The sequence below is a fragment of the Roseovarius arcticus genome, from assembly GCF_006125015.1.
Lineage (GTDB): Bacteria > Pseudomonadota > Alphaproteobacteria > Rhodobacterales > Rhodobacteraceae > Roseovarius > Roseovarius arcticus.
Map to the genome: position 1 here is coordinate 1,828,078 of NZ_SZZN01000001.1, position 25,012 is coordinate 1,853,089.

At 61.3% G+C, this 25,012-nt stretch carries 22 protein-coding genes and 1 riboswitch; of the genes, 7 read left to right on the forward strand and 15 right to left on the reverse strand.

Translation table 11 applies throughout. The features are described 5' to 3' along the window. Window positions 1-88 precede the first annotated feature (88 nt). Window positions 89-1,426: a DUF2254 domain-containing protein gene (locus tag MK6180000_RS08625; RefSeq protein ID WP_138934354.1), complete on the reverse strand. Its 1,338-nt coding sequence runs from the start codon at window positions 1,424-1,426 to the stop codon at window positions 89-91. A gap of 148 nt (window positions 1,427-1,574) precedes the next feature. On the opposite strand from MK6180000_RS08625, the gene MK6180000_RS08630 reads away from it, so the two are divergent. Continuing rightward, window positions 1,575-3,983, forward strand: coding sequence for a GcvT family protein (locus MK6180000_RS08630; RefSeq protein WP_138934355.1), 2,409 nt, complete (start codon window positions 1,575-1,577; stop codon window positions 3,981-3,983). Here MK6180000_RS08630 and MK6180000_RS08635 read toward each other — a convergent pair. The 3 genes from MK6180000_RS08635 to MK6180000_RS08645 all read right to left on the reverse strand — a co-directional run bounded on the left by MK6180000_RS08635 (window position 3,980) and on the right by MK6180000_RS08645 (window position 7,510). Then, window positions 3,980-5,341, reverse strand: coding sequence for a cytochrome P450 (locus MK6180000_RS08635; RefSeq protein WP_138936417.1), 1,362 nt, complete (start codon window positions 5,339-5,341; stop codon window positions 3,980-3,982). The two genes, MK6180000_RS08630 and MK6180000_RS08635, sit on opposite strands and share 4 nt — an antisense overlap. After that, complete coding sequence (locus MK6180000_RS08640) at window positions 5,341-6,660, reverse strand: hypothetical protein (protein WP_246040468.1); 1,320 nt, start codon at window positions 6,658-6,660, stop codon at window positions 5,341-5,343. Before MK6180000_RS08640 ends, MK6180000_RS08635 begins: the two co-directional genes overlap by 1 nt. A gap of 97 nt (window positions 6,661-6,757) precedes the next feature. Further along, window positions 6,758-7,510, reverse strand: coding sequence for a cytochrome c biogenesis CcdA family protein (locus MK6180000_RS08645; protein WP_138934356.1), 753 nt, complete (start codon window positions 7,508-7,510; stop codon window positions 6,758-6,760). 94 nt (window positions 7,511-7,604) lie between these two features. On the opposite strand from MK6180000_RS08645, the gene MK6180000_RS08650 reads away from it, so the two are divergent. Then, a complete protein-coding gene (locus MK6180000_RS08650; RefSeq protein WP_138936419.1) occupies window positions 7,605-7,826 on the forward strand; it encodes a sulfurtransferase TusA family protein in 222 nt (73 codons plus the stop codon). A 153-nt stretch (window positions 7,827-7,979) separates the two neighbouring features. Here the strand turns inward: MK6180000_RS08650 and MK6180000_RS08655 are convergent, their stop codons facing one another. The 6 genes from MK6180000_RS08655 to purC all read right to left on the reverse strand — a co-directional run bounded on the left by MK6180000_RS08655 (window position 7,980) and on the right by purC (window position 16,198). Continuing rightward, a complete protein-coding gene (locus MK6180000_RS08655) occupies window positions 7,980-10,823 on the reverse strand; it encodes an Rne/Rng family ribonuclease (protein ID WP_138934357.1) in 2,844 nt (947 codons plus the stop codon). 482 nt (window positions 10,824-11,305) lie between these two features. Further along, entirely contained in the window at window positions 11,306-12,640 is a 1,335-nt protein-coding gene (locus MK6180000_RS08660) for a sigma-54-dependent transcriptional regulator (RefSeq protein WP_138934358.1), read from the reverse strand. A 6-nt stretch (window positions 12,641-12,646) separates the two neighbouring features. Next, window positions 12,647-14,446, reverse strand: a complete 1,800-nt coding sequence (locus MK6180000_RS08665; protein ID WP_138934359.1) for a sensor histidine kinase — start codon at window positions 14,444-14,446, stop codon at window positions 12,647-12,649. Window positions 14,447-14,506: 60 nt separating this feature from the next. Further along, window positions 14,507-15,175, reverse strand: coding sequence for a phosphoribosylformylglycinamidine synthase subunit PurQ (gene purQ / locus MK6180000_RS08670; protein WP_138934360.1), 669 nt, complete (start codon window positions 15,173-15,175; stop codon window positions 14,507-14,509). Further along, window positions 15,175-15,405 carry a phosphoribosylformylglycinamidine synthase subunit PurS gene (gene purS / locus MK6180000_RS08675; RefSeq protein WP_138934361.1) on the reverse strand — a complete coding sequence of 77 codons (231 nt, stop codon included), beginning with the start codon at window positions 15,403-15,405 and terminating at the stop codon, window positions 15,175-15,177. The genes purQ and purS overlap by 1 nt, the downstream gene beginning before the upstream one ends. A 31-nt stretch (window positions 15,406-15,436) precedes the next feature. Then, window positions 15,437-16,198, reverse strand: coding sequence for a phosphoribosylaminoimidazolesuccinocarboxamide synthase (gene purC / locus MK6180000_RS08680; protein ID WP_138936420.1), 762 nt, complete (start codon window positions 16,196-16,198; stop codon window positions 15,437-15,439). Window positions 16,199-16,364: 166 nt separating this feature from the next. On the opposite strand from purC, the gene MK6180000_RS08685 reads away from it, so the two are divergent. Beyond that, window positions 16,365-16,679, forward strand: coding sequence for a DUF1476 domain-containing protein (locus MK6180000_RS08685; RefSeq protein ID WP_138934362.1), 315 nt, complete (start codon window positions 16,365-16,367; stop codon window positions 16,677-16,679). A gap of 115 nt (window positions 16,680-16,794) precedes the next feature. Continuing rightward, window positions 16,795-17,805: a betaine--homocysteine S-methyltransferase gene (gene bmt, locus MK6180000_RS08690; RefSeq protein WP_138934363.1), complete on the forward strand. Its 1,011-nt coding sequence runs from the start codon at window positions 16,795-16,797 to the stop codon at window positions 17,803-17,805. A gap of 6 nt (window positions 17,806-17,811) precedes the next feature. Here bmt and MK6180000_RS08695 read toward each other — a convergent pair whose 3' ends face one another. Further along, window positions 17,812-18,897 (reverse strand): PA0069 family radical SAM protein, encoded by a 1,086-nt coding sequence (locus MK6180000_RS08695; protein WP_246040469.1) that lies wholly within the window; start codon window positions 18,895-18,897, stop codon window positions 17,812-17,814. Window positions 18,898-19,110: 213 nt separating this feature from the next. On the opposite strand from MK6180000_RS08695, the gene MK6180000_RS08700 reads away from it, so the two are divergent. Both MK6180000_RS08700 and MK6180000_RS08705 read left to right on the forward strand, forming a co-directional pair. Beyond that, window positions 19,111-19,815, forward strand: coding sequence for a corrinoid protein (locus tag MK6180000_RS08700; RefSeq protein ID WP_138934364.1), 705 nt, complete (start codon window positions 19,111-19,113; stop codon window positions 19,813-19,815). A gap of 384 nt (window positions 19,816-20,199) precedes the next feature. Next, window positions 20,200-20,847, forward strand: a complete 648-nt coding sequence (locus tag MK6180000_RS08705) for a DUF1638 domain-containing protein (RefSeq protein WP_138934365.1) — start codon at window positions 20,200-20,202, stop codon at window positions 20,845-20,847. An 85-nt stretch (window positions 20,848-20,932) separates the two neighbouring features. Here MK6180000_RS08705 and grxD read toward each other — a convergent pair whose 3' ends face one another. Then, a complete protein-coding gene (grxD, locus tag MK6180000_RS08710) occupies window positions 20,933-21,295 on the reverse strand; it encodes a Grx4 family monothiol glutaredoxin (protein ID WP_138934366.1) in 363 nt (120 codons plus the stop codon). Window positions 21,296-21,359: 64 nt separating this feature from the next. Then, the gene (locus MK6180000_RS08715; RefSeq protein WP_138934367.1) at window positions 21,360-21,596 is read right to left on the reverse strand and encodes a BolA family protein; all 237 of its coding nucleotides are present in this window, start codon (window positions 21,594-21,596) and stop codon (window positions 21,360-21,362) included. Between the two features lie 187 nt (window positions 21,597-21,783). Here MK6180000_RS08715 and MK6180000_RS08720 point away from each other — a divergent pair, with 187 nt between their 5' ends. Continuing rightward, on the forward strand, window positions 21,784-22,728 hold the full coding sequence (locus tag MK6180000_RS08720; protein ID WP_138934368.1) for a glycosyltransferase family 2 protein: 945 nt from the start codon (window positions 21,784-21,786) through the stop codon (window positions 22,726-22,728). Between the two features lie 133 nt (window positions 22,729-22,861). On the opposite strand, the gene trmB is transcribed toward MK6180000_RS08720, so the two are convergent. Together trmB and metK are read right to left on the reverse strand one after the other, a co-directional pair. Continuing rightward, a complete protein-coding gene (gene trmB, locus MK6180000_RS08725; RefSeq protein WP_138934369.1) occupies window positions 22,862-23,575 on the reverse strand; it encodes a tRNA (guanine(46)-N(7))-methyltransferase TrmB in 714 nt (237 codons plus the stop codon). A 171-nt stretch (window positions 23,576-23,746) separates the two neighbouring features. Further along, the gene (gene metK / locus MK6180000_RS08730; protein WP_138934370.1) at window positions 23,747-24,928 is read right to left on the reverse strand and encodes a methionine adenosyltransferase; all 1,182 of its coding nucleotides are present in this window, start codon (window positions 24,926-24,928) and stop codon (window positions 23,747-23,749) included. A gap of 6 nt (window positions 24,929-24,934) precedes the next feature. Then, window positions 24,935-24,982: riboswitch (SAM-SAH riboswitch) on the reverse strand. Between the last annotated feature and the right edge of the window lie 30 nt (window positions 24,983-25,012).

The window sequence follows — 25,012 nt, forward strand, 5'->3', positions numbered from 1 at the left end:
GCGACGCCGCGCGCGGCAAACTTGCCTCACCGCGACATACCTCGTCGCAGTGAGGCAAATCGGCGCATTATGACTGTCTATCTGCCACTTAAGTCTGCGTAACGCGCAGTCGCAGCCGCTCACTAACGCTGGCTAGCAGACGCTCGCGGTCGGGGGCGAAATTCATAGATTGCAGCGCACGGCGCAGCGCAGTGTCGGCAAAATGGAATGCCGCGTTCTGAAGCCCCTCGTCGGGGTGGTGCATGAGCCCAGCCAGCGTGGCCTGCAAGCGGTGCTGCACCTCATAAACCTGCGCGCCGTCACGTGTCAGCGCGCCAAAACCGTCATCAAGCAGATCGTTCGGCATCAGTGGTGGCACCCACAGCCGATCTAGATGTGGGCCATCGGGGCCGTCCTTGGCGCTGGCCTCGCCGTCATCTGCCGCGCCAGTAGGCTGATCCTCGCTGGAGTAGCTGGACAGAATGCGCCCTACCCGTGTGATGATATCAATGGCCGTGCCGGGATCGTTGATGCCGGGCGACAGCGCCTTGGATGCAATCTCGCCCATCACGACAAGGCCAAAGCGCGGGTCTTGGTCGTAGTCGCGCAGGTCATTCACGTTGATATGCCCGCGCGCCAGTGACAGAAATTCCTCGCGATCCTCCTCGCTGACATCGCCCTCGAACCATAGCAGCGGTTCGTGCAGGAATACGAAGTGGCCAATCGGCTGAGGCAGGTAAAAGCGGACATCATACCGCTCGGCAACGGTGTTCAGCCCTTCGGGGTAAATGTGCTGGATATAGCCGCTTTGATCCGCATCAATTGGCCTCGCGTCGTCCGGCACTCCGTCACATAACGGGTTTGCCCCAAGGCACGGCGTTTTCAAACGCTCCTGAAAGCGTTGCTTGGTAATCCCCTCGACCTGGCGTGTGGTGTGCAGCAGGCTGCCAAAGGTTTGCAGATGAAGCACCCAGCGCACCAGCGACCACACGACATACGCCAGCACCAACACCGTTAGCCAAAAGATGACCAGCGCATGATCGTCGCCAAAGACGCGCATCTCGCGCAGGACAATCGCCACCAACGCATAAAGATAAGCGCCAATGAAGGCCGCCAGCGTCTTTTGCGTGACGGTGTCCTGCATAATCAGCTGATGCACCCGCGGCGTCCATTGCGAGGCGGAACTGCGGTAGGTCGACACCATCACCGTCATAGAAAAAATTGTCGCCGAGAGCATGGCACTAGCGATGATATCCAGCAGCCGGTCGGCGGACGCGCCCGTCATGATCGACGACATCTTATCCGGCACAATCATCTCGATCAGCTGGGTAAATCCCAGTGATGCGACCGACAGCAGGCCCATGACCAGCACGCGCACCCACAGTTTTTGCGAATAGGCGCGCGCCTTGCGCCACAGGGTCGCGGGGATCAGCAGAATATTATTCATGCATCTGGCATATAGAACGATCAGCGCAGGTTCCAGTGCCGCCCGGCGGGCGCGTGTGGTCTGTTCGCGACAAATCCCGTCGCATGCGCACATGCGCGGCGCCCTCCTAGCACGCCAGATTGGGTTAACAGCGAGAGGGAGCACGTCCATGAAAACCACAACTCAGGCCATCGTCATCGGTGGCGGCGTCGTCGGCTGTAGCGTGCTGTATCACCTGACCAAACTGGGCTGGTCCGACGTTATGCTGCTCGAGCGGTCCGAGCTGACCAGCGGCAGCACCTGGCATGCAGCAGGCGGGTTTCACACCCTGAACGGTGACACCAATATGGCCGCGCTTCAGGGCTACACGATCCGGCTGTACAAGGAGCTGGAGGAGATCACAGGCATGTCCTGTGGCCTGCACCATGTGGGCGGCGTTACACTGGCCGATAATCAGGACCGTTTTGACATGCTGCTGGCCGAGCGGGCCAAGCATCGTTACATGGGCCTCGACACCCATATCGTGACGCCCGAGGAGATCGCGAAAATTGCGCCGGTCACGAATATCGACGGGATTGTCGGCGGCCTCTATGACCCGCTCGACGGGCATCTGGACCCTTCTGGCACCACACACGCCTATGCCAAGGCGGCCCGGATGGGCGGCGCCACGATCGAGACGCACACAATGGTTCGCGAAACGCGCCAGCGCCCCGATGGCAGTTGGGATGTGGTCACCGACAAAGGTACTATCCATACGCAGCACATCGTTAACGCCGGCGGCCTCTGGGCGCGCGAGGTGGCCGCGATGGCAGGCCTCTACCTGCCCCTGCACCCGATGGAGCACCAGTATATAGTTACCGACGACGTCCCCGAGATCGTTGAGCGCGACACCGAGCATCCGCACGTCATGGACCCCGCCGGCGAGAGCTATCTGCGCCAAGAAGGACGCGGCCTCTGCATCGGGTTCTACGAGCAGCCGTGCAAGCCATGGGCCGTGGACGGCACGCCTTGGGACTTTGGCCACGAACTACTGCCCGATAATCTGGACAAGATCGAGGCCAGCATCGAATTCGCCTATCGCCGCTTTCCAGCGCTGGAGCGGGCGGGCGTCAAATCGGTCATTCACGGCCCCTTCACCTTTGCGCCCGACGGCAATCCGCTTGTCGGTCCGGTGCCGGGGTTGCGCGGATACTGGTCGGCATGCGGCGTCATGGCCGGATTTTCCCAAGGCGGCGGCGTCGGACTGATGCTGGCGCAATGGATGACCCAAGGCGAGTGCGAGCGCGACGTATCGGCGATGGATGTCGCCCGCTTTGGCGACTGGATCACACCCGGCTACACTCGGCCCAAGGTCAATGAGAACTACCAAAAACGTTTCTCCGTCAGCTACCCCAATGAGGAATTGCCAGCCGCCCGCCCCTTTCGCACCACCCCCGCGTATGATCTGCTGGACGGCATGGGCGCCGTCTGGGGCGCGCAATTCGGGCTGGAGGTGGCAAACTATTTTGCCGAGGACAGCGAGCCGCGCTACGAGACACCCAGTTTTCGCCACTCGAACGCGTGGGAGGCGACCGCGCGCGAGGTGCGTGCGGTTCGCGGCGCCGTTGGTATCAACGAGGTTCAGAACTTTGGCAAATATCTGGTTACGGGCACAGGCGCGCGCGCGTGGCTGGACCGGATCATGGCCGGCCGCGTGCCTCAGCCGGGGCGCCTATCGCTGACACCGATGTTGTCACCCGCCGGGCGTCTTTTGGGGGATTTCACAATTTCCTGCCTCTCCGAAGACGCGTTCCAGTTGACCGCATCCTACGGTGCGCAGGCTATGCACATGCGCTGGTTCCACCAAAACGAGGCAGACGCCGTGCATATCGAAAACATCAGTGATCGATTGACCGGGTTTCAAATCGCCGGGCCAAAGGCGCGTGATGTGTTGATGGCCTGCACACGGGACGCTGTTGGCGACATGCGCTTTATGGATCTGCGACATGCGGGCGTGGGCATGGCTAACTGCCTGATCCAGCGCGTCAGCTACACAGGCGATCTGGGGTACGAGATTTACTGCGACCCCATGGAGCAGCGCGCGTTGTGGGATACACTGTGGACCGCAGGCAAACCGCACGGAATGCGCCCTTTCGGAATGCGCGCGATGATGTCGCTGCGCCTCGACAAATTCTTTGGCTCATGGGGCGCGGAATTCTCGCCCGATTATACGCCGGGCGAGACAGGCATGGACCGGTTCGTACACTGGTCCAAGGACAGCGATTTCATTGGCCGCAGAGCTGCCGAGGCAGAGCGCAGCGCAGGCGCTGCACGCCAGCTGGTAGCGTTTGAGGTAGAGACGACAGATGCGGATGCCCACGGCTATGAGCCGATCTGGCTGGACGGCGAGGTTCGCGGCTTTGTCACCTCGGGCGGGTACTCGCATCATGCGGGCAAATCCATCGCGCTGGGGCTGATCCCGCGCGAGATGAAAAGTGCAGGCCGCCCCGCGCAGATCGAGATACTGGGCCAGATGTGCGATGCCACGCTAATTACCCAACCGCTCTTTGACGCAGACGGCGCCCGGATGCGGGGTTAACGCGGTGTGATCCTCAGCCAGATGCCGTCCTTGCCCCGCACCGTCAGATGCGCGACGGGCATCGCTGGCCTCTCTGGCAGGGGCTCAAACCGATAGCTGCGCACCAGCATCGACAGCAGCAAAACGCCCTCTATCATGGCAAAGCCTGCGCCGGGACAAACCCGCTGCCCTGCTGAAAATGGCATGAACGCCTCGCGCAGACATTTGCGGCCCGCCTCCGTGCCATAACGTCCCGGGTCAAACGCATCGGGCGCGTCCCAAATCCGCTCGTGCCGGTGCAGGTGCCATGGGCTGAGGACGATCTGGCTGCCGGGCGCAATATCGCGGCCGCGAAATGTCTCGGGGCAGCGGGCCTCGCGCACCATCATTGGCACCGGTGGATAGAGGCGCAATGTCTCGCGAAATACGTCGCGCGTCTGGCTGAGCTTTGACATATGCGAGAATTCGGGCGCGCCGCCGCCAAAGGCCGCCTCGGCCTCAGCCGCGACCTTATCCTGCCAGTCAGGGTACAGCGCCAGCATATACAGCGCCCAGCCAAGCGCCGATGCGCTGGTTTCATGCCCGGCGAGGAAAAAGATCGCAACCTGATCGACCATCTCCTCGGTACCAAAGCATTCGCCGCTTTGCGGATCTGCCGTTCTCATAATCTTGGTCGCCAGATCGTCCGGTGCCTCGCCCGCCTCAATCTGGACCATGCGCTGCGTCGTCAACTGGCGGATGAGATCGCGAATGGCACGGGCCGTGCGCCGTGTGCGGCGACTATGCGGGCGCGGCATCCATGTGGGCAGCGGGATCAGTGCGGCAAGGTTCACCACCGGTTGAGTGCGCTGATGGTCTCGAAACTCGTTAAATACGGCGCTGGCAACCTCGTTCTCGATAGGGATGGAAAATAGTGTCCGAAAAATCACATCGGCGGCCACATGGCTCGCCTCACCCTCGATATCGCGGGCGGTGCCGTCGGCCAGCGGTGCAAGGCGGCGCACAGCGCTCTGCCCGGCCTCCAGCATCGCGGGAAAAATAAGGCGCAGACGCCCGCCCTCAAAGGCCGGATCAATGATGCGCCGCTGGCGCTTCCAAACCTCGCCATTGGTGACGAACACCGAATTTCCCAAAAGCGGCGTCAGGCCCTCACGCACGCGGTCTGATTTTGGGAAATCATCGGGCCGCCCTTTTAGCACGAGATCGACCAGATCTGGCTGGTTGCACAGGTATGAGCGAAAGAACGGCGTGCGAAATTCGGCCATCCAAGCGCGATAAAGGCGCGCAGGCTGGGCCGACAGAATATCCGCGCGGAACAGCTGCAAATACCGCCAGAGCGAGACGCGGCCCGTACGCGAGGGCGGTTTGGGCGGCAGCATCATGGCGCCGTCCCAGTGTATTTGTTCACTGCCCGCTCGATCCGGCTGGCCGAGGGCGCGCGACCTGCATAGCGTTGTCCCAGTGTCATTGGCCCAGCGGTAATGCGGAAATAATCGTAATCACCGGGCCGGTCAAAGGCGCAGAGATACTGGAAATGCAGGCGAAAGAACTTCCACCGCAGCTCGCGCCAGCGCGCAGGGCTAAGCGTCTGGGTGAACGCCGCCGACAAAACCAACGGCCAGCGCTTGCGCGGCGGCGCAACGCCTGAGACCGCCACAGGATCGCACAGCGCAAATGCGCATCCATCACCAGGTGCGCTTACATCCACCCAAGTTAGCGCGCGCGATTGGCTGAGAAATTCCAGATCAGCCCGCAGCCGATATGCGCCGGGCAGGAACGAAACCATCGGCACCACATGCCCCAGCGACAACAGCGAGAGCGCAGGGCCGCTCAAAGGGACGCGCCCATCGCGGATCAGATCCGCAAGGATCGACACCGCCAAATGCGCGCCGGAGGAGTGGCCGACGACGAGCACCTCGTCCGCGCCGCCAGCCAATGCGCCTGCGATTTCATCCGCGAATTCGGCCAGCCGTGCCTCCAGCGCAGGCGGGTTTGCGCCGCCGTGCCGTGCGGAATAGGCGTAGTCATGCATCAGATAGTAGGCATAGAACTTGCCGTCGCGCGCCTTGAACCACCGCAGCACGGCGTACCCGGTAATGAGGCCGAGCATCGCCGACAGCGCTGCGCCGTAGCTGATGAGCGGCGTATAAGCGGGGTCCGGCCATATCGCACGCTCTGCGTGATCGGTGGCAAAGATACCAAGCGACAAAACGGCGGCAAACGCAGCGCAGGCCAACGCGGCTTGCAGCAGTAAAAATCCCACCGGATAGAGCGCTGCAATCACCGGACCTTTGCGCAGGCGCATCAGCCGGAATAGCGCGCCCGTACTGATATATATCCACGCGGTGCGGATCAGTTGCATATAGGTGGCGGCAATCGTGTGGCTCATCGAGTTGCGCACGATGTCGGACCAGACCAGCACGTCGACCTCACTGGCAACCACTGCGCCGTCCATGCGGCTCGCGACGCTCCAGCCATAGCCGCCCCCGGTGCTCTTTGGACTGCCGATGCGTGCAGTCAGGTCCAGATCGTAGCCCGAGATCTCGGCCTGCGCTGCACCTTCCTTGCGGTATAGCTCGCGGTAGCGGCGGGGGTGGATCGGATCGTAGCCAGGGATGTAGAACACGCGCCGCACGGCCACCGGCGAGGCATCGGATAGCGCGGCGGTGGTCGGTCGGGTGGCAGGACAGGGTACCATGGCGCGGGCGGATCCGGGATCAAAACTCTCGCGCTATGCTAGGGGATGATCGGGGCAAGAGTAAGACCCGAAGGTACCGCGCCATGCGCCAAACGCCTCAGCCCAGCACGGCCAGCGCCGGAAACGTCTCGAGCAGCCAGAAGGCAAAGGCGGAAAAGCCGCCCGTCAACATCATGAGGCCAATGGTCCAGAGCAGCAGGCCCATGATTTTCTCGATCCGGTTCATGTGCCGTTTCATCCAGCTCATGAAGCCGGTCAGACGTGGCAGGAACGCGGCGACAAGGATGAAGGGCACGCCCAGCCCGATGGCATAGACCGCCAGCAATGCTGTGCCGCGTGTGACCGATGCCTCACTTGCCGCCAGCGACAGGATCGCGCCCAGTTGCGGGCCGATGCAAGGCGTCCAGCCGAATGCGAAGGCAAGGCCGAGGATGTAGGCACCAAACGCGGTGCCGCCACGATCACCCGCATCCATGCGCATCTCGCGGTCAAGAAACCCAATGCGGATGATGCCCAAAAAATGCAGGCCGAATATCATGACCAAAATGCCCGCGATACCGCTGAGCGTGGACTGGTATTGCAAAAACGCCAGACCAAGCGCCGATGCCGCAGCCCCCAAAAGCAAGAAAATCGTCGACAGTCCCATCACAAAGAACAGCGCAGGCACGACGGCGCTACGGCGATGCGCGCCATTTTTTTCCAGATCCGGTAGGGTCACACCGCTCATATAGGCCAGATAGGGTGGCACAATGGGCAGCACGCATGGGCTGAGGAAGGACAGCGTCCCGGCCAGCAGTGCAACGATCATCGCGGGGATAAGGCCCGCGTCCATGATTTCAATTCCGAACATAGACTTGCCTTAGCGCATCGGGTCGGCGCCGTCACGCGGGCCGAAGTCACAAGTTTGTGGACAGCGCGTGCAAGTGGCTGATACGCCTCGCGCCATGGAAGAAATTGACGCCATCGGCCTGCTGTGCCCCCTGCCCGTTTTGAAGCTGCGCAAGCGCATGTCGCGCCTCGCGCCGGGCGATCAGTTGCGGCTGATCTGCGACGATCCGGCGGCGGCGATTGATGTGCCGCATTTCTGCGCTGAGGCGGGGCATGAGTTGCTATCGGCCCAAGTGGATGCCGGGCGCACCGTCTATTTGGTGCGCAAAGGCGGCTGAGCGCATTTTCTCGAAAAATTACCAAACCGCATTCTACCAAAGGCAGCGCTCAAGCAAAAAGGGCGCGGCTCATCGCAGGCCACGCCCTTTTTAATGCTTAGAACCAGGTTGAAAACAGGCGAACCATGCCGCCTGTCCCAATTGGGCGCCTTTTTAACGGCCTAGTGACCACCAACCCTTGCGCTTGGGCTTTGACGCGTCGGCCTCTGCCTCGGCTGGTGGTGTGGGCTCAGGCGCTGGCTTGGCGGCTGCAGTCGGCTCGGGTGCCGATTGCGGCTCGGGCGCGGGAGGCACCGCAATCTCGGGCGCGATGTCGGCCACTGGCTGCGCAGGTGCAGCGTCGCTCTTGCGAGCGCGCGGCTTGCGGGCCGGTTTTGGCTTGGGCGCGTCCTCGGCGGCAATATCTTCGGCCGAATCTGCGGCTGGCGCTGTCTCGGGACTTGCTGCTGGCGCGTCGGCATCCACCTTCTTGGCCCGCGGTTTGCGAGTGCGCTTTGGCTTCGGCGCGTCCTCGGATGCCGGCTGGGCTGTCTGATCTGGCTCGCCGGCAACTTCTGCCGCGTCGACAACTTCTGTCGCGGCGGCTGGTCGGTCGGCGTCATTGTTATCCGAGGCGGGCTTGCGGCCACGGCTACGCGAACGACGTTTCTTTACTTCGCCGTTATCCGTTGCGTCTGCATGATCGCCGGTTTGCTGGTTGGCGTTAGCATCGGCGTCGCCATCGCTGCTTTCCCCGTTTTCACCGTTCCCATTCTCGCCGTTGCCATTGCCATTCTCGCCATCTTCACGCGATTTGGACGACTTACCCCGACGCCGACGCCGACGGCGCTTCTTCGGCTTGCCGTCCTCGTCCTCGCCATTGCCATTCCCGTTGGCATTGCCGTTCCCGTTACCATTCTCCGCATCGTTCTGGCTGCGGCTTTGCTGGACGTTCTCATCTTCGGCCTCGTCATCGTCACCGGGCCACTCGTCGGGATCAACTTCCGTCTCGGCGTCGATATCATCCATCAGCGAGCTGTCGACAGAAACGACGCGTGCGACTTGCTCGGGCACGGCACGGGTGGCTGTCTTGAACTTTTCCAGTGCAAAATCGGGGCTGATCAGCGACGGGTCGCCCTCAACCCGTACCGACAGGCCATAACGGACCTCGATCTGCGCGATATGCTCGCGTTTTTGGTTCATCAGGAAGTTCGCGATGCCGACGGGTGCGCGCAACAGCACTTCGAGCGAGCGGCCCTTGGTGCCCTCTTCCTCGACCTGGCGCAGGATATTGAGCGCAAGGTTATCGTCGGACCGGATCAGCCCTGTGCCGTGGCACGATGGGCAAGGCTGCGTCGTCGCCTCAATCATACCGGGACGCAGGCGCTGGCGCGACATTTCCATCAGGCCAAAGCCCGAAATGCGGCTGACCTGAATGCGTGCGCGGTCGGTCTTCAGCTTATCCTTCATCCGCTTTTCGACGGCGGCGTTGTTCTTGCGCTCGTCCATGTCGATAAAGTCGATGACGATCAGACCAGCCAGATCGCGCAGGCGCAACTGGCGCGCCACCTCTTCGGCGGCCTCCAGGTTGGTTTTGGTCGCCGTATCCTCGATCGAGCCTTCTTTGGTGGCGCGGCCAGAGTTGACGTCAATGGCGACAAGCGCTTCGGTCACGCCTATCACGATATAGCCACCCGATCTTAGCTGAACGGTCGGGTTGAACATCGAGTTTAGATACGATTCGACTTGGAACCGCGCGAAAAGCGGCATGGTGTCGACGTAATTCTTCACGTTCTTCGCGTGCGACGGCATGATCATCTTCATGAAGTCTTTGGCAATCCGATACCCGCGCTCGCCCTCGACCAAAACCTCGTCAATCTCGCGATTATAGAGGTCGCGGATCGAGCGTTTGATCAGGTCGCCCTCCTCGTAAATCTTGGCGGGCGCGATCGATTTCAGCGTCAGCTCCCGGATCTGCTCCCACATGCGTTGCAGGTACTCGTAGTCGCGCTTGATCTCGGGCTTGGTCCGCTTGGCGCCGGCAGTACGCACGATCAGGCCCGCGCCCTTTGGCACGGCAATCTCGTTGGCGATTTCCTTTAGCTTCTTGCGGTCGGGCGCGTTTGTGATCTTGCGGCTGATGCCGCCGCCACGGGCAGTATTGGGCATCAGGACGCAGTAACGCCCGGCCAGCGACAGATACGTGGTTAGCGCCGCGCCTTTGTTGCCGCGCTCTTCCTTAACGACTTGGACCAGCAGTATCTGGCGGACCTTGACGACTTCTTGGATCTTGTACTTGCGCGGCCGAGGTTTGCGCGGCGGGCGGATATCCTCTTGGGTGTCTTCGTCCGCGACAACTTCGATGCTGTCGTCCTTGTCAGCGGCGTCGGGGCCGTCATCGTCGCCGTCGTCTTCGGTCGACTTGGAACGTGTGCGCGTCCGGGTACGGCGCGGTTTGGGCGCATCGTTATCGTCGTCCGTATCAGCACCAGTCTCGCCGCCAGTCTCGTCGCCCTCAGGCTCTTCCACCGGTGTCTCTGCGACGCGCTCCATAGGGGAACTGCCCTCGTCGTCATTCTCGTCCAGATCGATGGTTTCCATGCCGGACACTTCTGCGCTGGTCACGGCATCATCAGAATCTGCCTTCGCGGCCCTTGAGCGGCCCCGCCCACCGCGCGAGCGGCCCTTGGGCTTGGCGCGCTCTTCTTCCTCGGCCTCCTGGGCTTCGGCATACGCGCGCTCTTCTTCCATCAGCGCCTCACGGTCGGCGACGGGAATCTGATAATAATCGGGGTGAATTTCCGAGAACGCGAGGAAACCGTGACGGTTTCCACCGTAATCGATGAACGCCGCCTGCAGCGACGGCTCGACGCGCGTTACCTTGGCGAGATAGATATTTCCGGCGAGTTGCCGTCTGTTTTCGGATTCAAAGTCAAATTCCTCAACCTTGTTTCCGTCGACCACCACAACACGAGTTTCCTCGGCGTGGGTGGCATCGATAAGCATTTTCTTGGCCATGTTGTCCGTTCGCATCCGGGCACGCGCGCCCGCCCTGGTGGGGCGGCACGATGCAGGGGATGTCTGATTGTGGCGAAGTCAGGCGCGCTGGCAAGGTGACCGCGTGGGCCCCTTGGAGGAGTTTTATCCTGTGTTGCGCGCGTCATCGCGTTGCTTCTCCGGCACCGTGTTCGGGCGCCCATGATATATCCGGTGCGTTCCAAAAAGGGCGGCCCGGCGTTAAGGCGGCCTTTATAAAAAAGGCCTGATCGGTCTGCCCGAACGTGCCGGCAGATGTGCCTACACAAGTGTTCGAAACAGCGAAACTCAAATGAAAGAGCGTATTTTTCAGCGCTCAATCCACACCATCACACTAAAGCGCCGGGGGGAGCGATGACAATGGGCAAAATGCGCCGCGCTGGAATGGCGGCATCAAAATGGGCGCCAATGGGGTGCGTATCCGGCCCGACTGCATGTCCGGGCCGGGTAAAAAACACTACCGTTTAAAGGTAGTCCGACCTTTGAAGCGTATATTTCGCCATCTTTTCATTTAACGTCCGGCGAGGCAGGCACAATTCGTCCATGACGGCGGCGATACTGCCTTTGTGGCGGCGCATGGTGTTGTCGATCAGCATCCGCTCGAACGCCTCGACGTATTCCTTTAGCGGTTTGCCTTCGGTTGTCATCACCGGCTGCATGTCCTGATGATCGCTCATCAGCAGCGAAACGATTGTGCCGGATCCACGCCGCGATTGCAGAACGGCGCGCTCGGCCACGTTAAAGAGCTGGCGCACGTTGCCGGGCCATGGCGCCTGAAGCAATTGCGCGGCCTCCTGCGCGCTGACCTGCGGCGCATCGCAGCCGTAATCATCGGCGAACTGGTCAATAAAGCGGGTGAAGAGCGTCAGAATATCCTCGCCGCGCTGGCGCAGGGGCGGCACGGTGATGCGCAACGACGCAAGGCGATAGAACAGATCGGGGCGCAGTGCGTCCTCTGACGTCTTGCCCTCGTCCTGAAGGTTGCTGATCGCCACCAGCCGCGTTTCGGGCGGTGTGCCCTCCTCGTTCAGATAGGTAAGCAGACGTGCTTGCAGACTATCCCCCAGCGCCTCGATATCCTCTAGAACCAGCGTTCCGCCGCGCGCCTCCTCAACGGCCGGCAGACGGCTATCCTCGGGGTTCATCGGGCCAAACAGGCGCTTGGACAGCTGGTCCTGCTCGAACGCGGCGCACGATACCAAAACGAACTTTTTGCCCGCCCGCGCGCCGACGGCGTGCAGCGCATGAGCGACCAGCGTCTTGCCTGTGCCTGTCTCGCCGTCGATCAGAACGTGGCCGTCGGCCTGCCCCAGATCTAGGATATCCTCCTTGAGCCGCTCCATCACTGGGCTCGACCCGATGAGCTTTTTCATCAGCTGGCCGCCATCCGACAGCTCGCGCCGCAAGGCGCGGTTGTCCAACGTCAGGCGGCGGGCGTGGGTCGCCTTTTTGGCCAGCTCGGTCATGCGATCGGGGTTGAACGGCTTTTCCAGAAAATCATAGGCGCCGACGCGCATTGCCTCGACCGCCATCGGCACGTCGCCGTGACCGGTGATCATGATGACGGGCAACGTACTGTCAGCGCCCATCAGCTTTTTCAGAAACTGCATGCCGTCCATGCCGGGCATACGGATGTCGGTAACCACGATGCCGGGATAATCGGCGCCCAGCTTCTTCAGCGCCTCCTCCGCGCTCGGGAACGTCTCGGTGTCGTAGCCCGACAGGGCCAGCCACTGGCTGATCGACTGGCGCATATCTTTTTCGTCGTCGACGATAGCAATCTTCATCGCGTTGGCCATTCACTATTACTCCGCTGCACGGGTTTCTTCGTTCAATATAGGGAGGCGCATTTCAAATACAGCACCGCCCGTCGCCGCATCGCGCGCGGTCAGTCTACCACCGAGGTCGTTTACGATACCCGAAGAAATGGCAAGGCCCAGCCCGACCCCCTCGCCCGCCTGCTTGGTCGAGTGAAATGGCTCAAACAGCTTGTCGAAATCCTTGAGGCCGGTGCCATTGTCGCGCACCGTCAAAACAGCCATCGTACCGGCCGTCAGAACCAGATCAATCTGAGCCTCGTTCACTGTCTGCGTCGCGTCCAGCGCATTGCGTAGCAGATTGATCATCACCTGCTCAATCCGCACCCGATCACCCATTACCATCACAGGCTCGTCAGGTAGCGTGCGGTTGATCGTAACGCGCCGTTGGCGCAACTGCGGCTCCATCATCGACAGCGACGAGGCGAGCGCATCGCCAATGTTTACAGGCTCGAATGTGTCACCAGAGTGGCGCGCATAGGATTTCAGCTGCTTGGTTATCGCGCCCATGCGCTCGATCAGGTCGTCGATGCGCTGGAACGATGACAGCGTCTCGTCGGGGCGGTTGCGCGTCAGCAAAAGGCGCGCGCCGGCGAGGTAGGTTTTCATCGCCGCCAGAGGCTGGTTCAGCTCATGACTTACGGCGGCAGACATCTCGCCCAATGCCGCTAGTTTTGAGCTCTGCGCGAGGGTCTGTTCGGCCACGGCAAGGTTTTCTTGCACGCGCTCACGCTCGGCGATTTCCCGCTGTAAGCGCAGGTTCAGTGCGCGAAGCTCTGCCGACTCGCGCTGGAAGAGCGCCATGCGGACCGCCGTCTTGCGGTTGAGAAAGTAGAAGGCCAGCGCCAGCAGAATCGCAAACGCCATGATTTCGAGCGCGAGAAAGCCGTTCACCTTTTCGCGGACCGAGTCGAAGGTGGTGAAGTTAGCGATCCGCCAGCCGCGAAACGCCACGCGCCCCTCGACGCGCATCACCGCCTCGCCGCCAAGGTAGGCATCAGCCGGCAGTGTCGTCCAGTCCGCGGTGGCTTGAATAGCCCGCTCCAGCGCACTGCTCACCGGCTTCTCAGATAGCGCTTCGGCCTCGGTCAGGCCGCGCCAGCGCGGCTCGGTCGACAGGATGATGCGCCCTTCGGTGTCTGTGACGACGACGGCATCGGTGATGCCCGCCCACGCCCGCTCGTACTTGTAGAGATCAACGGCGACCATGATGACGCCAATCAGCGCGCCTTGGCTCTCGACCCGGCGGGAATAGTAGAAATCAAAGCGCCCGGTTTCGTGCTGGATAAGAGTAAACACCGTGTCCTTGGAGCGCAGAGCGTCCACATAATAAGGCTGCGTGCGGTGAGATTCGCCTATCGTATTGCGATCAGTCGACGCAACGGTGCGCCCGTCCTTGTCCAGCAGGGTCAGCGATGCGGCACCAATCTCATCAACAAATGAAATCAGGCGCTGCGTTGATTGCGAATAATTGGCCGAATTCAGCGCCGAAATCAGCGCCGGATCGCGCGCCAGAAGTTGCGGCACGATAGCGTTCTGGCGCAACTCGCTCAGCAGGTTGCCCGAATAGAGCACCAATCGCAGCTCAGCCCGGTTGCGGGTATTTTGCGTAAACCGGTCGGTCAGCAGCCGGTTGGTCACAAAGACTACGCCCACGGCCATCGCAGTTAGCACGATCAGCGCCATGCGCACCCGCCAGCTGGTGGTTCCCGCGGCACGCTCGGACGGTGCGCGCCGTGGCTGCGGCGCGGGGGTGGGTCGCGGCGTGTTGGGGTCGGGCGTGCTCATCCGCGCAAACTACGGTGGCGGCGGCACTGCCTCAAGCCCTGATGGGCACGCGGCATGTGTTCAGGCGTGTTCTAGCTGCTTGACGAGGCCGTCGAATATCGCAGCGCCGTCCGTGCCACCGTGGGCCGCCTCTGCCATACGTTCGGGGTGGGGCATCATACCCAGCACCCGGCGGTTTGGCGACAAGATGCCGGCAATATCGTCCGCCGACCCGTTGGGATTGTCACCATAGCGAAATGCGATGCGATCCTCGGCGGTCAATGCGCGCAGCGTCTCGGCATCCGCGTGATAATTGCCGTCATGGTGCGCGATTGGCACGGTGATCGTCTGGCCTGCGTCATAGCTGCAGGTAAACGCGCTGTCGGTGGTCACTACAGTCAGTGGCACAGCGCGGCAGATGTATTTCAGCCCCGCATTGCGCAGCAGCGTGCCGGGCAAAACGCGTGTCTCGGTCAGAATTTGAAACCCATTGCAGACGCCCAAGACGTATCCGCCCCGGTCCGCGTGATCTTTGACCGCGCGGCAGATCGGCGAGTTGGCGGCAATCGCGCCGCAGCGCAGATAATCGCCAAACGAGAACCCGCCGGGTACACCGATCAGATCGACGCCGTCCGGCATCGCGGTATCCTTGTGCCAGACCATGCTGACGCGGGCGCCTGCCCGCTCCAGCGCCACGGCCAGATCCCGATCACAGTTTGAACCGGGGAATACGACAACAGCAGCGTGCATCAGAGGATCTCCACACGGTAGCTTTCGATTACGGTATTGGCCAACAGGCGCTCGCACATGTCCTTGATCGTGGCCTCATCGGTGCCGTCCTTTAGGTCCAGTTCAATCACCTTGCCCTGGCGCACGGAATTAACACCGTCAAAACCCAGCGAGCCGAGCGCATGGCGCACAGCCTCGCCCTGCGGGTCGAGAACGCCGGTTTTAAGCATGATGTGAACGCGGGCTTTCATCGGCGCCATCCTTCGGTCTAGTGGTGCAAAATCAGTTAATCAGTGTGGGCCGCGCCATTGGCGTCGCGCCCTTGGGCAGCACGCCCAGACGCTTTGCGACCTCGGTATAGGCGTCCGTCAGACTGCCCAGATCGCGGCGGAACACGTCTTTGTCCAGCTTTTGACCCGTCTCGATATCCCAAAGGCGGCAACTATCAGGGCTGATCTCGTCTGCGACGATCAGGCGTTGGAAATCGCCGTCATAAACGCGGCCAATCTCAATCTTGAAGTCGATGAGCTTGATCCCGACGCCGTACATGACGCCAGCGAGGAAATCGTTCACGCGCAAAGCCAGCGACAGCATGTCGTCCAGATCCTGCTGTGACGCCCAGCCGAACGCGGCGATATGCTCCTCTGTTACCAGCGGATCGCCTAGCTTGTCATCCTTGAGGCAATACTCGACGATGGGGCGCGGCAATTGAACGCCCTCCTCCATTCCCAAACGCTTGGCCATGGACCCGGCGGCATAGTTGCGCACGATCACTTCCAGTGGAATGATCTCGACCTGGCGGCATAGTTGCTCGCGCATGTTCAGGCGTTTCAGGAAATGCGTCGGCACGCCGATGTTGGCGAGGCCGACCATGAAATACTCGGACAGGATGTTGTTCAGCACACCCTTGCCTTCGATCACGGCCTTTTTTTCGGCGTTAAAGGCGGTGGCGTCGTCCTTGAAATACTGGACAATCGTTCCCGGCTCGGGGCCCTCATAGAGGGTCTTGGCCTTGCCTTCATAGATCTTCTTGCGACGTGCCATAATATCACTGCCTTTGCCTATGGGAATGCATTCCCAATCTGCGATGCGCATTATGTAGATCATGCCCCGCCCTGCCGCAAGCGCGCAGGGGCTACCCTTGCGCAGCGGCCCGCGTGCCGCCATATTTGAGTGCAACGATCCAACGCCACAAGAGGGACAAAAACCAATGAACACTTTTAAAGATCGCGAAAACGCATTCGAGAATAAGTATGCCCATGACGAGGAAATGAAATTCAAGGCCGAGGCGCGCTGCAACAAGCTGCTGGGCCAGTGGGCCGCAGAACTGCTGGGAAAAACCGGCGACGAAGTGACCGCCTATGTGCGCGAGGTCATAAAGGCCGACTTTGAAGAGGCCGGTTTCGAAGATGTGATCCGCAAGGTTGCGGCCGATCTGGGCGACAAGGCTGATCCCGACACGATTCGCGCAAAGCGCGCCGAGTTGATGGCCGCCGCCAAATCGCAGCTGGTAGGCGAAATCTGAAGTTAAGCCGAAAGCTGTCCTGCTTGGCGCGCTGCAAGATCATGACGCAGGTTATGAATTTGCGGTGCGCCGCCTCGCGTGGCACAAGCGGTTAAAACCCTAGTTGGATGATTTGATGAGCAATGCACTTTCCCGGATGATGTCGCATCGCGACTGGATACTCGCTGACGGCGCCACCGGCACAAACCTGTTCAACATGGGGCTAGAGGCCGGCGACGCGCCGGAGTTCTGGAATGACAAGCACCCGGACCGGATCACCAAACTTTACAAAATGGCCGTTGATGCGGGCAGCGACCTGTTTTTGACCAACAGCTTTGGCGGCAACGCATCACGCCTGAAACTGCATGGAGCGCAAAAGCGTGCGCGAGAGTTGTCGCGCATGTCCGCCGAAATCGGGCGCGAGGTCGCCGACACGGCAGGCCGCGAGGTGATCGTCGCAGGCTCTGTCGGGCCAACGGGCGAGATTATGGCACCCATGGGAACCCTGACGCACGAAATCGCTGTCGAAATGTTTCACGAGCAGGCCGAGGGCCTAAAAGAAGGCGGCGCAGACGTATTGTGGCTAGAGACGATTTCGGCGCCAGAGGAATACAAGGCCGCCGCTGAGGCGTTTCGCCTCGCCGATATGCCTTGGGTCGGCACCATGAGCTTTGACACCGCCGGGCGCACCATGATGGGCCTGACCTCGTCCGATATGGCCGATATGGTCGAGACGCTGGATTACAAGCCGCTGGCCTACGGCGCCAATTGCGGTGTTGGCGCGTCGGACCTTTTGCGCACCGTCCTCGGATTTGTCGCCCAAGGGACGGAGCGGCCCATCGTTGCCAAGGGTAATGCCGGTATTCCCAAATTTGTCGACGGGCACATCCACTACGATGGCACGCCTGAACTGATGGCCGAATATGCCTGCCTTGCGCGTGACGCGGGCGCCACGATCATCGGCGGCTGCTGCGGCACTATGGCCGAGCATCTGTCGAAGATGCGCGAAGCGCTGGAGACGCAGCCCCGCGGGCCGCGCCCAACCCTAGACCGCATCACCGAGACGCTGGGCGCGTTTTCATCTGCCATCGACGGCACGGGCGACGATGCCCCGGCCCCGCGCCGAACCAAGCGCCGAGGCGGCTAAGCGCGCTTAAAACAGTGAAAGCTGATCGCCCGCCTCGGCGGGCGGCTTGAATAGATCGCAGCGCAGATCAGGCAACTTACGCGCATAGCCATTGCGGCGCAGCGCCGCGTCAAACCGCTGCGCGATCATTTCAGCGTATGGCCCGGTGCCGCGCATACGCGTGCCGAATGTCGCATCGTAATCCTTGCCGCCTTGCATTGCGCGCACATGGCCCATGACGCGGGCCGCGCGGTCTGGAAAATGCTGCTCCAGCCATTCGCGGAACAGCGGCGCCACCTCAAGCGGCAGGCGCAACATGACCCAGCTTGCGGCGACCGCCCCCGCATCCTTGCCCGCCTTTAACAGCGCCTCTACCTCATGATCGGTCAAACCGGGAATAATAGGCGACGTCATAATGCGCGTATCAATCCCTGCCGCGCTGAGCGCACGGATCGTGGCCAGCCGCCGCTGCGGCGTCGGCGCGCGCGGCTCCAGTTTGCGGGACAGATCCGCGTCCAACGTCGTGACAGAGATACCGACACGCACCAGCCCTTGCCGGGCCATGTCACTCAGAATATCTATGTCCCGCTCAATCAGCGTCCCCTTGGTGACGATGGCGACCGGATGGCGGAAATCACGCAGTACTTTCAGACATTCGCGCATGATCTGGTGCGTTTTTTCAATCGGCTGGTAAGGGTCCGTATTGGTGCCAATCGCGATGGTGCGCGGAGTGTAGGCCCGGTGGCGCAACTCTTGGGCCAGCACCTGAGGCGCCTCGGGCCGCGCAATCAGCCGCGTCTCAAAATCCAGACCGGCGGATAGACCCAGCCAAGCATGAGTGGGCCGGGCAAAGCAATAGATGCACCCATGCTCGCACCCGCGATACGGATTGATCGAGCGATCAAACGGTAGATCGGGCGAGCGGTTGTAGCTTATCACGCGGCGGGGCACCTCGATGGTGGTCTGCGTGCGCAGCGGCGCCTCGTCTGCGTCCGGTGTCCAGCCATCCGCCTCATAACTGCGCTGAACCGGCTCGAATCGGCCTACGTCATTGCTAATTGCGCCGCGTGCGCGTCGCTCCATGCCGAGGGGAAATGTATGATGTTGGCCCATGGTTAATATATAGAACAAAATGGGAACAAAAGCAAGAACGACATAACACAGATGCGTGTGGCGGCCCTTTTACCGCTGAATTGCGCAGGATAAGTCGTTGCAGGTGCTGCCAATGTCGTAATTCGCCAAGTGCGGAGCGCGGGAATTGACGAAACGTCGATAAGATAACACGAAAAGGGGCGGAGCCGCCCCCCATTGCAAGGGGACTACAACATGTCGGACGACCAAGAAGACATCATCCTCGCTGATCTGGACGACGACGAGCTTGTTCAGCAGATGTTCGACGACCTCTACGATGGTCTCAAGGAAGAGATTGAAGAGGGTGTGAATATTCTTCTTGCCCGCAACTGGACCCCGTACGATGTGCTGACCAAGGCGCTGGTCGGCGGCATGACGATCGTTGGCAAGGATTTCCGCGACGGTATCCTGTTTGTCCCCGAAGTGCTGCTGGCGGCGAACGCCATGAAGGGCGGAATGTTCATCCTCAAGCCGCTGCTGGCCGAGACGGGCGCGCCCCGCGTCGGCAAGATGGTAATCGGCACGGTCAAGGGCGACATCCACGACATCGGCAAAAACCTCGTCAGCATGATGATGGAGGGCGCAGGCTTTGAGGTGGTCGATCTGGGCATCAACAACCCGGTCGAAAAATATCTTGAGGCGCTGGAAACAGAAGGCCCTGACATCTTGGGGATGTCTGCCCTGCTGACCACTACGATGCCCTACATGAAGGTCGTCATCGACACGATGATCGAGCAAGGCATCCGAGACAACTATATCGTGCTGGTTGGTGGCGCGCCCCTGAATGAGGAATTCAGCAAGGCCATCGGCGCCGACGCATATTGCCGCGACGCTGCCGTCGCGGTCGAGACGGCCAAAGAATGGGTCGCCCGCAAACATAACTCAGGCGCGCAGGCCTGATAGCCCCTAGCAGCATTGCTGCGGCTGATTAGGATTAGACTAGAACTGGGCCCCATGCGGGCCCGGTTTCACGTTTAAATCCCCAATGATCCCGCGTTTCGCCCCGGTTTGCGAACCGGCTCATGGGGTTACAACGACGCTTCTCTCTGGTGCCACACAAGATTGAGGCAGTGACCAGACACAAGGTTGATGGTGGCAGACTGTCGGCGCAACGGCCGTGCGGAAGGTCGCCGCGCGTGCGGCGCGGCAGTCCTAGCAAGCGGGCCTCATTGGCAAAATTTGACCGCATTGAAGCAAGGATCCAGGGGCGGCATAGCAGCGCATTTACACACCCCAATTTCCGCGCCTATAGTCAGGTCGACACCTCAGGGAGGCTCGCGCATCATGGTTGATTTACCACCCGACGATGTACTGACCCAATCGGGGCTTACCGCTGCGCCCGGTGGACGTATCCTGGTCCTCGCCTGCGGCGCTCTGGCCCGCGAAATCCTAGCGCTGATCCAATTGAACGGCTGGGATCACATGACGCTAGCCTGCCTTCCGGCCAAACTGCACCTTTATCCGGACAAAATCACCGAGGCCGTCGAGGAGGCAGTGCAGAAGCATAGCGCCAATTTCGAGCGCATTTTCGTTGCATATGCCGACTGCGGCACTGGCGGATTGCTAAAGGCCAAATGCGACGAGCTAGGGGTCGAAATGATCGCAGGGCCGCATTGCTACAGCTTTTTCGAGGGGAATGACGCCTTTGGGCGGCACGAGGACGAGATCACGGCCTTCTACCTCACCGATTTCTTGGTCAAGCAGTTCGATGCTTTTGTCTGGCGCCCTATGGGCCTTGATCGCCACCCAGAGCTGCGGGACATGATCTTTGGCAACTATACCAAGCTGGTCTATCAGGCCCAGACCGAAGATCCGGCCCTGAAGGCCAAAGCTGAGGAGTGCGCGCGCCGCCTAGAGCTGGAATTCGAGTATCGCTTTACCGGCTACGGCGATTTGTCTATCGCGCTAAATGACGTCGCGGCCAAAAAATAGGCGCGCCGATATCACGGCACGCCTGTATTCTTGGTTCTAGATATTCAACTCCCACCGCCGCAACCACGCGCAGCGGCAGCCGAATTTACCCGTTAGCTTCGCGGATCTTGTCCGCCGCCGCCTTGTCGAATGTCACGCCGTTTTTCTCCAGCAGCGTGTCCAACTCTCCCGACAGGGTCATCTCTGTGATGATGTCGCAACCGCCCACGAACTCGCCTTTGACGTAGAGCTGCGGGATGGTCGGCCAGTCGGAATATTCCTTGATACCTTGGCGGATTTCCTCATCTGCCAAAACATTCACGTCGCTATAGGGGATGCCCATGAAGTTCAGCACACCCGCCACCCGGCTGGAGAAGCCGCATTGAGGCGTGTCGCGCGTGCCCTTCATGAACAAAACCACATCCGCGCCTTTTACGGCCTCGTCGATACGGGTTTTCGCGTCGGTCATTGTGTCTTCCTCTTCATATACTGCTTGCGATGGCGCCTGCCCCCGCTGAATTTCTGAATGCCGCTTAACCCGGCGCGCGTGTTGTAAGCGCCAGTGCGTGCAACTCGCCTGCCGGGCCGTCCATCTTGCCCTTGAGGGCGGCATAGACGGCGCGCTGCTGCTGAACGCGGTTCATGCCTGCAAAGGACGCATCGACCACCTCGGCGGCGAAATGGGCGCCGTCATTGCCTTGGACCCGGACCTCGGCGTTCGGAAACGCTTGGCGGATCATCGCTTCGATATCGGTGGCGAGTATGGCCATCTGTGCGCTCCTCGGCTTGTCTGCTGTGTGGGATGTAGAGGCCCGGCCGCCCGAGTGCAAGATGCCTGCGCACAAGGTTGCCGCCTTCGCCCGCACGCCAAAGCCGCGCAGAGAGCCGCTCAGACCCGCTTGCGCCCCGCGCGCTGCCACGCCATTCTGCCGCCAATCACATTGGCAGGCAGGCGGCATGGCACACAACATCACTTGGGGCCTCGTCGCCACGATAAAAGCGCCCAGCGAGGCGATTTTGAACTTTGCCGCGCATCATCTGGATATCGGCGCACACCGAATTCACGTGTTTCTGGATGAGGATAGCGAGGGCGCCCGGCGCGCGTTGACCGCGCATCCGCGCTGCACCGTGACGCTGACCGATGATGCTTATTGGGCTCAGCGGCGCACGCGCCCCGAAAAACATCAGGCGCGCCAGACGGTGAACGCTACGCGCGCCTACCGGCGCCGTCCCGGTGTGGACTGGCTGGCCCATATTGATGTGGATGAGTTCTTGTACCCGGAGGCTGGCACCCTTGCCGGTCAACTGGCAACCTTGCCATCGAGTGCCCGCACCGCCCGCATCCGCCCGATTGAAGCGCTAGCATCGACGGACGGCAGCGCCCCCGAATGGTTCAAGGGTTGCCACCCGCGCCAAAGCCATCGTAACACGCAAACCGAAGAAATTTACCCCACTTTCGGTGCACTGCTAAACGGCGGTTTTCTCAGCCATGTGGCGGGCAAAATCTTTGTGCGGACCGGACAGGACGGGATCAGCCTGCGCATTCACAACGCATTTGATGAGAACGGCAAGATTGAGAATGAGCACGATCTGGACCAAACGCACCTCTGCCACTTTCACGCGCCCAGCTGGGACGCATGGCAACGCGCCTATCGCTACCGGCTTGCCGCTGGATCATACCGTCCCGACCTCAAAGGCGCGGCCAGCATACCGACGACGATGAACGCCCTATTCCGCGCGATCGAAGAGGAAGGCGGCGAGGAGGCGCTGCGCAGCTTCTATGATGAGGTTTGCACCGCCACTCCGGCCCTGCGCGCGCGCCTTGACGCGCACGGCTTGCTGCACCGCGCGGCGCTAGACCTCGACGCCAAGCGCGCGCAGCATTTTCCGGATTTTGCCTGAGGTCTGCGCCAACGGCTCCTGCGAATTGTAGAGCGGCGGTAGCAAATGTGGCAGCGGAAGACCCCGGAAAGCAGTCTGCGCGCCACCGGGCGGCAAAGCATCGCGCAAATCCCGCCGAACCAAAGCTGGCATTTTATTGGCGTCGAAATCGCAGATAATGCGGCACGCGGCCCTCGCGCAGCGCCTTTTGCTCATAGCGGGTGGATATCCAGCCATCCCATGGCGCCCGCCAGTCGGCGGGCGCCTCTGCCAGCCATTCAAACCCGCAGCGCGGCACTTCCTCCAGTGTCTGGCGGACGTAATCCTCAATATCGGTCGCAACGCGAAGCTCCGCTCCGGGGCGCATCACACGCGCCAGCGGCTCCAGATGCTCTGGCGTGACGAACCGGCGCCGATGATGCCGGGCCTTGGGCCAAGGATCGGGGTATAGCAGATAGACCCTACCCACCGATGCCTCAGGCAGAACATCCAGCAGATCGCGCGCATCGCCGGGATGCACACGCACATTCGGCGCGCTGACCTTGCGCAATTTAGCCAGCAGCATCGCGACACCGTTCAGATAAGGCTCGCACCCGATGAGGCCCACGTCAGGCTCGGCCACCGCGATATGCGCCAGATGCTCGCCTCCGCCAAAGCCGATCTCGAGCCACAGATCGCGCGTGCCGGGCAGTGCTTTGACATCCAACTCGGTGCGGTCCGGGTTCACGTCCCAGCCGACGGGACCGGGCGACAAGGCGTCCAGATCCTCGTCCAGCAGCACCTCTTGGGTCCGGCGCAGGGCTTTGCCCTTGAACCGTCCGTAAAAATTGCGCCACGGTGCGCCCGATGGATGCCTGTCAATGATCATGGCCGCAGGCTCTACCCCGGTAGGGCAATGCACGCAAGGCTGCCGGTCCCCGGTGCGGCCCGCATCTTGATCTGAGAAGAAATACGTCTGCCAAACGCGGCGCGGCGGCCCCGCGAAAGGGCCGCCGCACTTACGTTATCGTACGCAACTGCGAATTTCAGTGAGCTGCGCTCAGACGGAGGCCAGCAGTTTGTCCACCAGATCGGTGCGTTCCCAGCTGAAGCCGCCATCGGCCTCGGGCGCGCGGCCAAAATGGCCGTATGCCGCGGTGCGCTGATAGATTGCGCGGTTCAGCGACAGGTGCTGGCGGATGCCGCGCGGGCTGAGGTCCATGCACTCGCGCACGGCCTTTTCGATGGCAACGGGATCGACCTCGCCGGTGCCGTGGGTGTCGGCATAAACCGAGAGCGGCTTACTGACGCCGATCGCATAGCTTAGCTGGATGGTGCATTTGTCGGCCATGCCTGCGGCGACGATATTCTTAGCCAGATAGCGCGCGGCATAGGCGGCAGAGCGATCGACCTTCGTCGGGTCTTTGCCGGAAAACGCGCCGCCGCCGTGGGGGGCTGCGCCGCCATAGGTGTCGACGATGATCTTGCGGCCCGTCAGGCCTGCGTCGCCATCGGGTCCGCCGATGACGAACTTGCCTGTTGGGTTCACATGCCACACCGTCTCGTCCGTCAGCCAGCCATCGGGCAACGTTTCGCGGATGTACGGCTCCACCATTGCGCGGATATCATGGCTGGTCAGCGCCTCGTCCAAATGCTGTGTGCTTAGAACAAGGCTGGAGATGCGCACAGGCTTGCCGCCCTCATAGACGACAGACAATTGGCTTTTCGCGTCGGGGCCCAGCTGCGGCTCGGTCCCGTCCTTGCGGACCTCAGCGAGGCGGCGCAGGATTGCGTGGCTGAACTGGATCGGGGCCGGCATCAGCGCCTCGGTCTCGCGCGTGGCATAGCCAAACATAATGCCCTGATCGCCTGCGCCTTCGTCTTTGTTGCCCGTTGCATCGACGCCTTGGGCGATATGCGCGGACTGTTCGTGCAGCAGGTTCGTAACCTCCAGCGTACGCCAGTGAAACTTATCTTGCTCATAGCCGATGTCGCGGACGCAATCGCGCACGACGGTGGACATGCGGTCTTTCCACTCGGTCAGCTTTCCCTGATCCGACAGGCCCACTTCGCCGCCGATGATAACGCGGTTCGTGGTGGCAAAGGTTTCGGCGGCGACGCGCGCCTCCGGCTCCTCGGTCAGGAACGCGTCCAAGATCGCGTCGGAGATCCGGTCGCACACCTTGTCGGGATGCCCTTCCGAGACGGACTCGGAGGTCAGTGTGTAATTCTGTCGTGACATTGAAAACGCTCCATTATGATAACCCGCCGCGCCAGGAAGCCGTTGCGAGGGTGCTGCTGTGACTAGACCGCGCTGCGGCTAAAG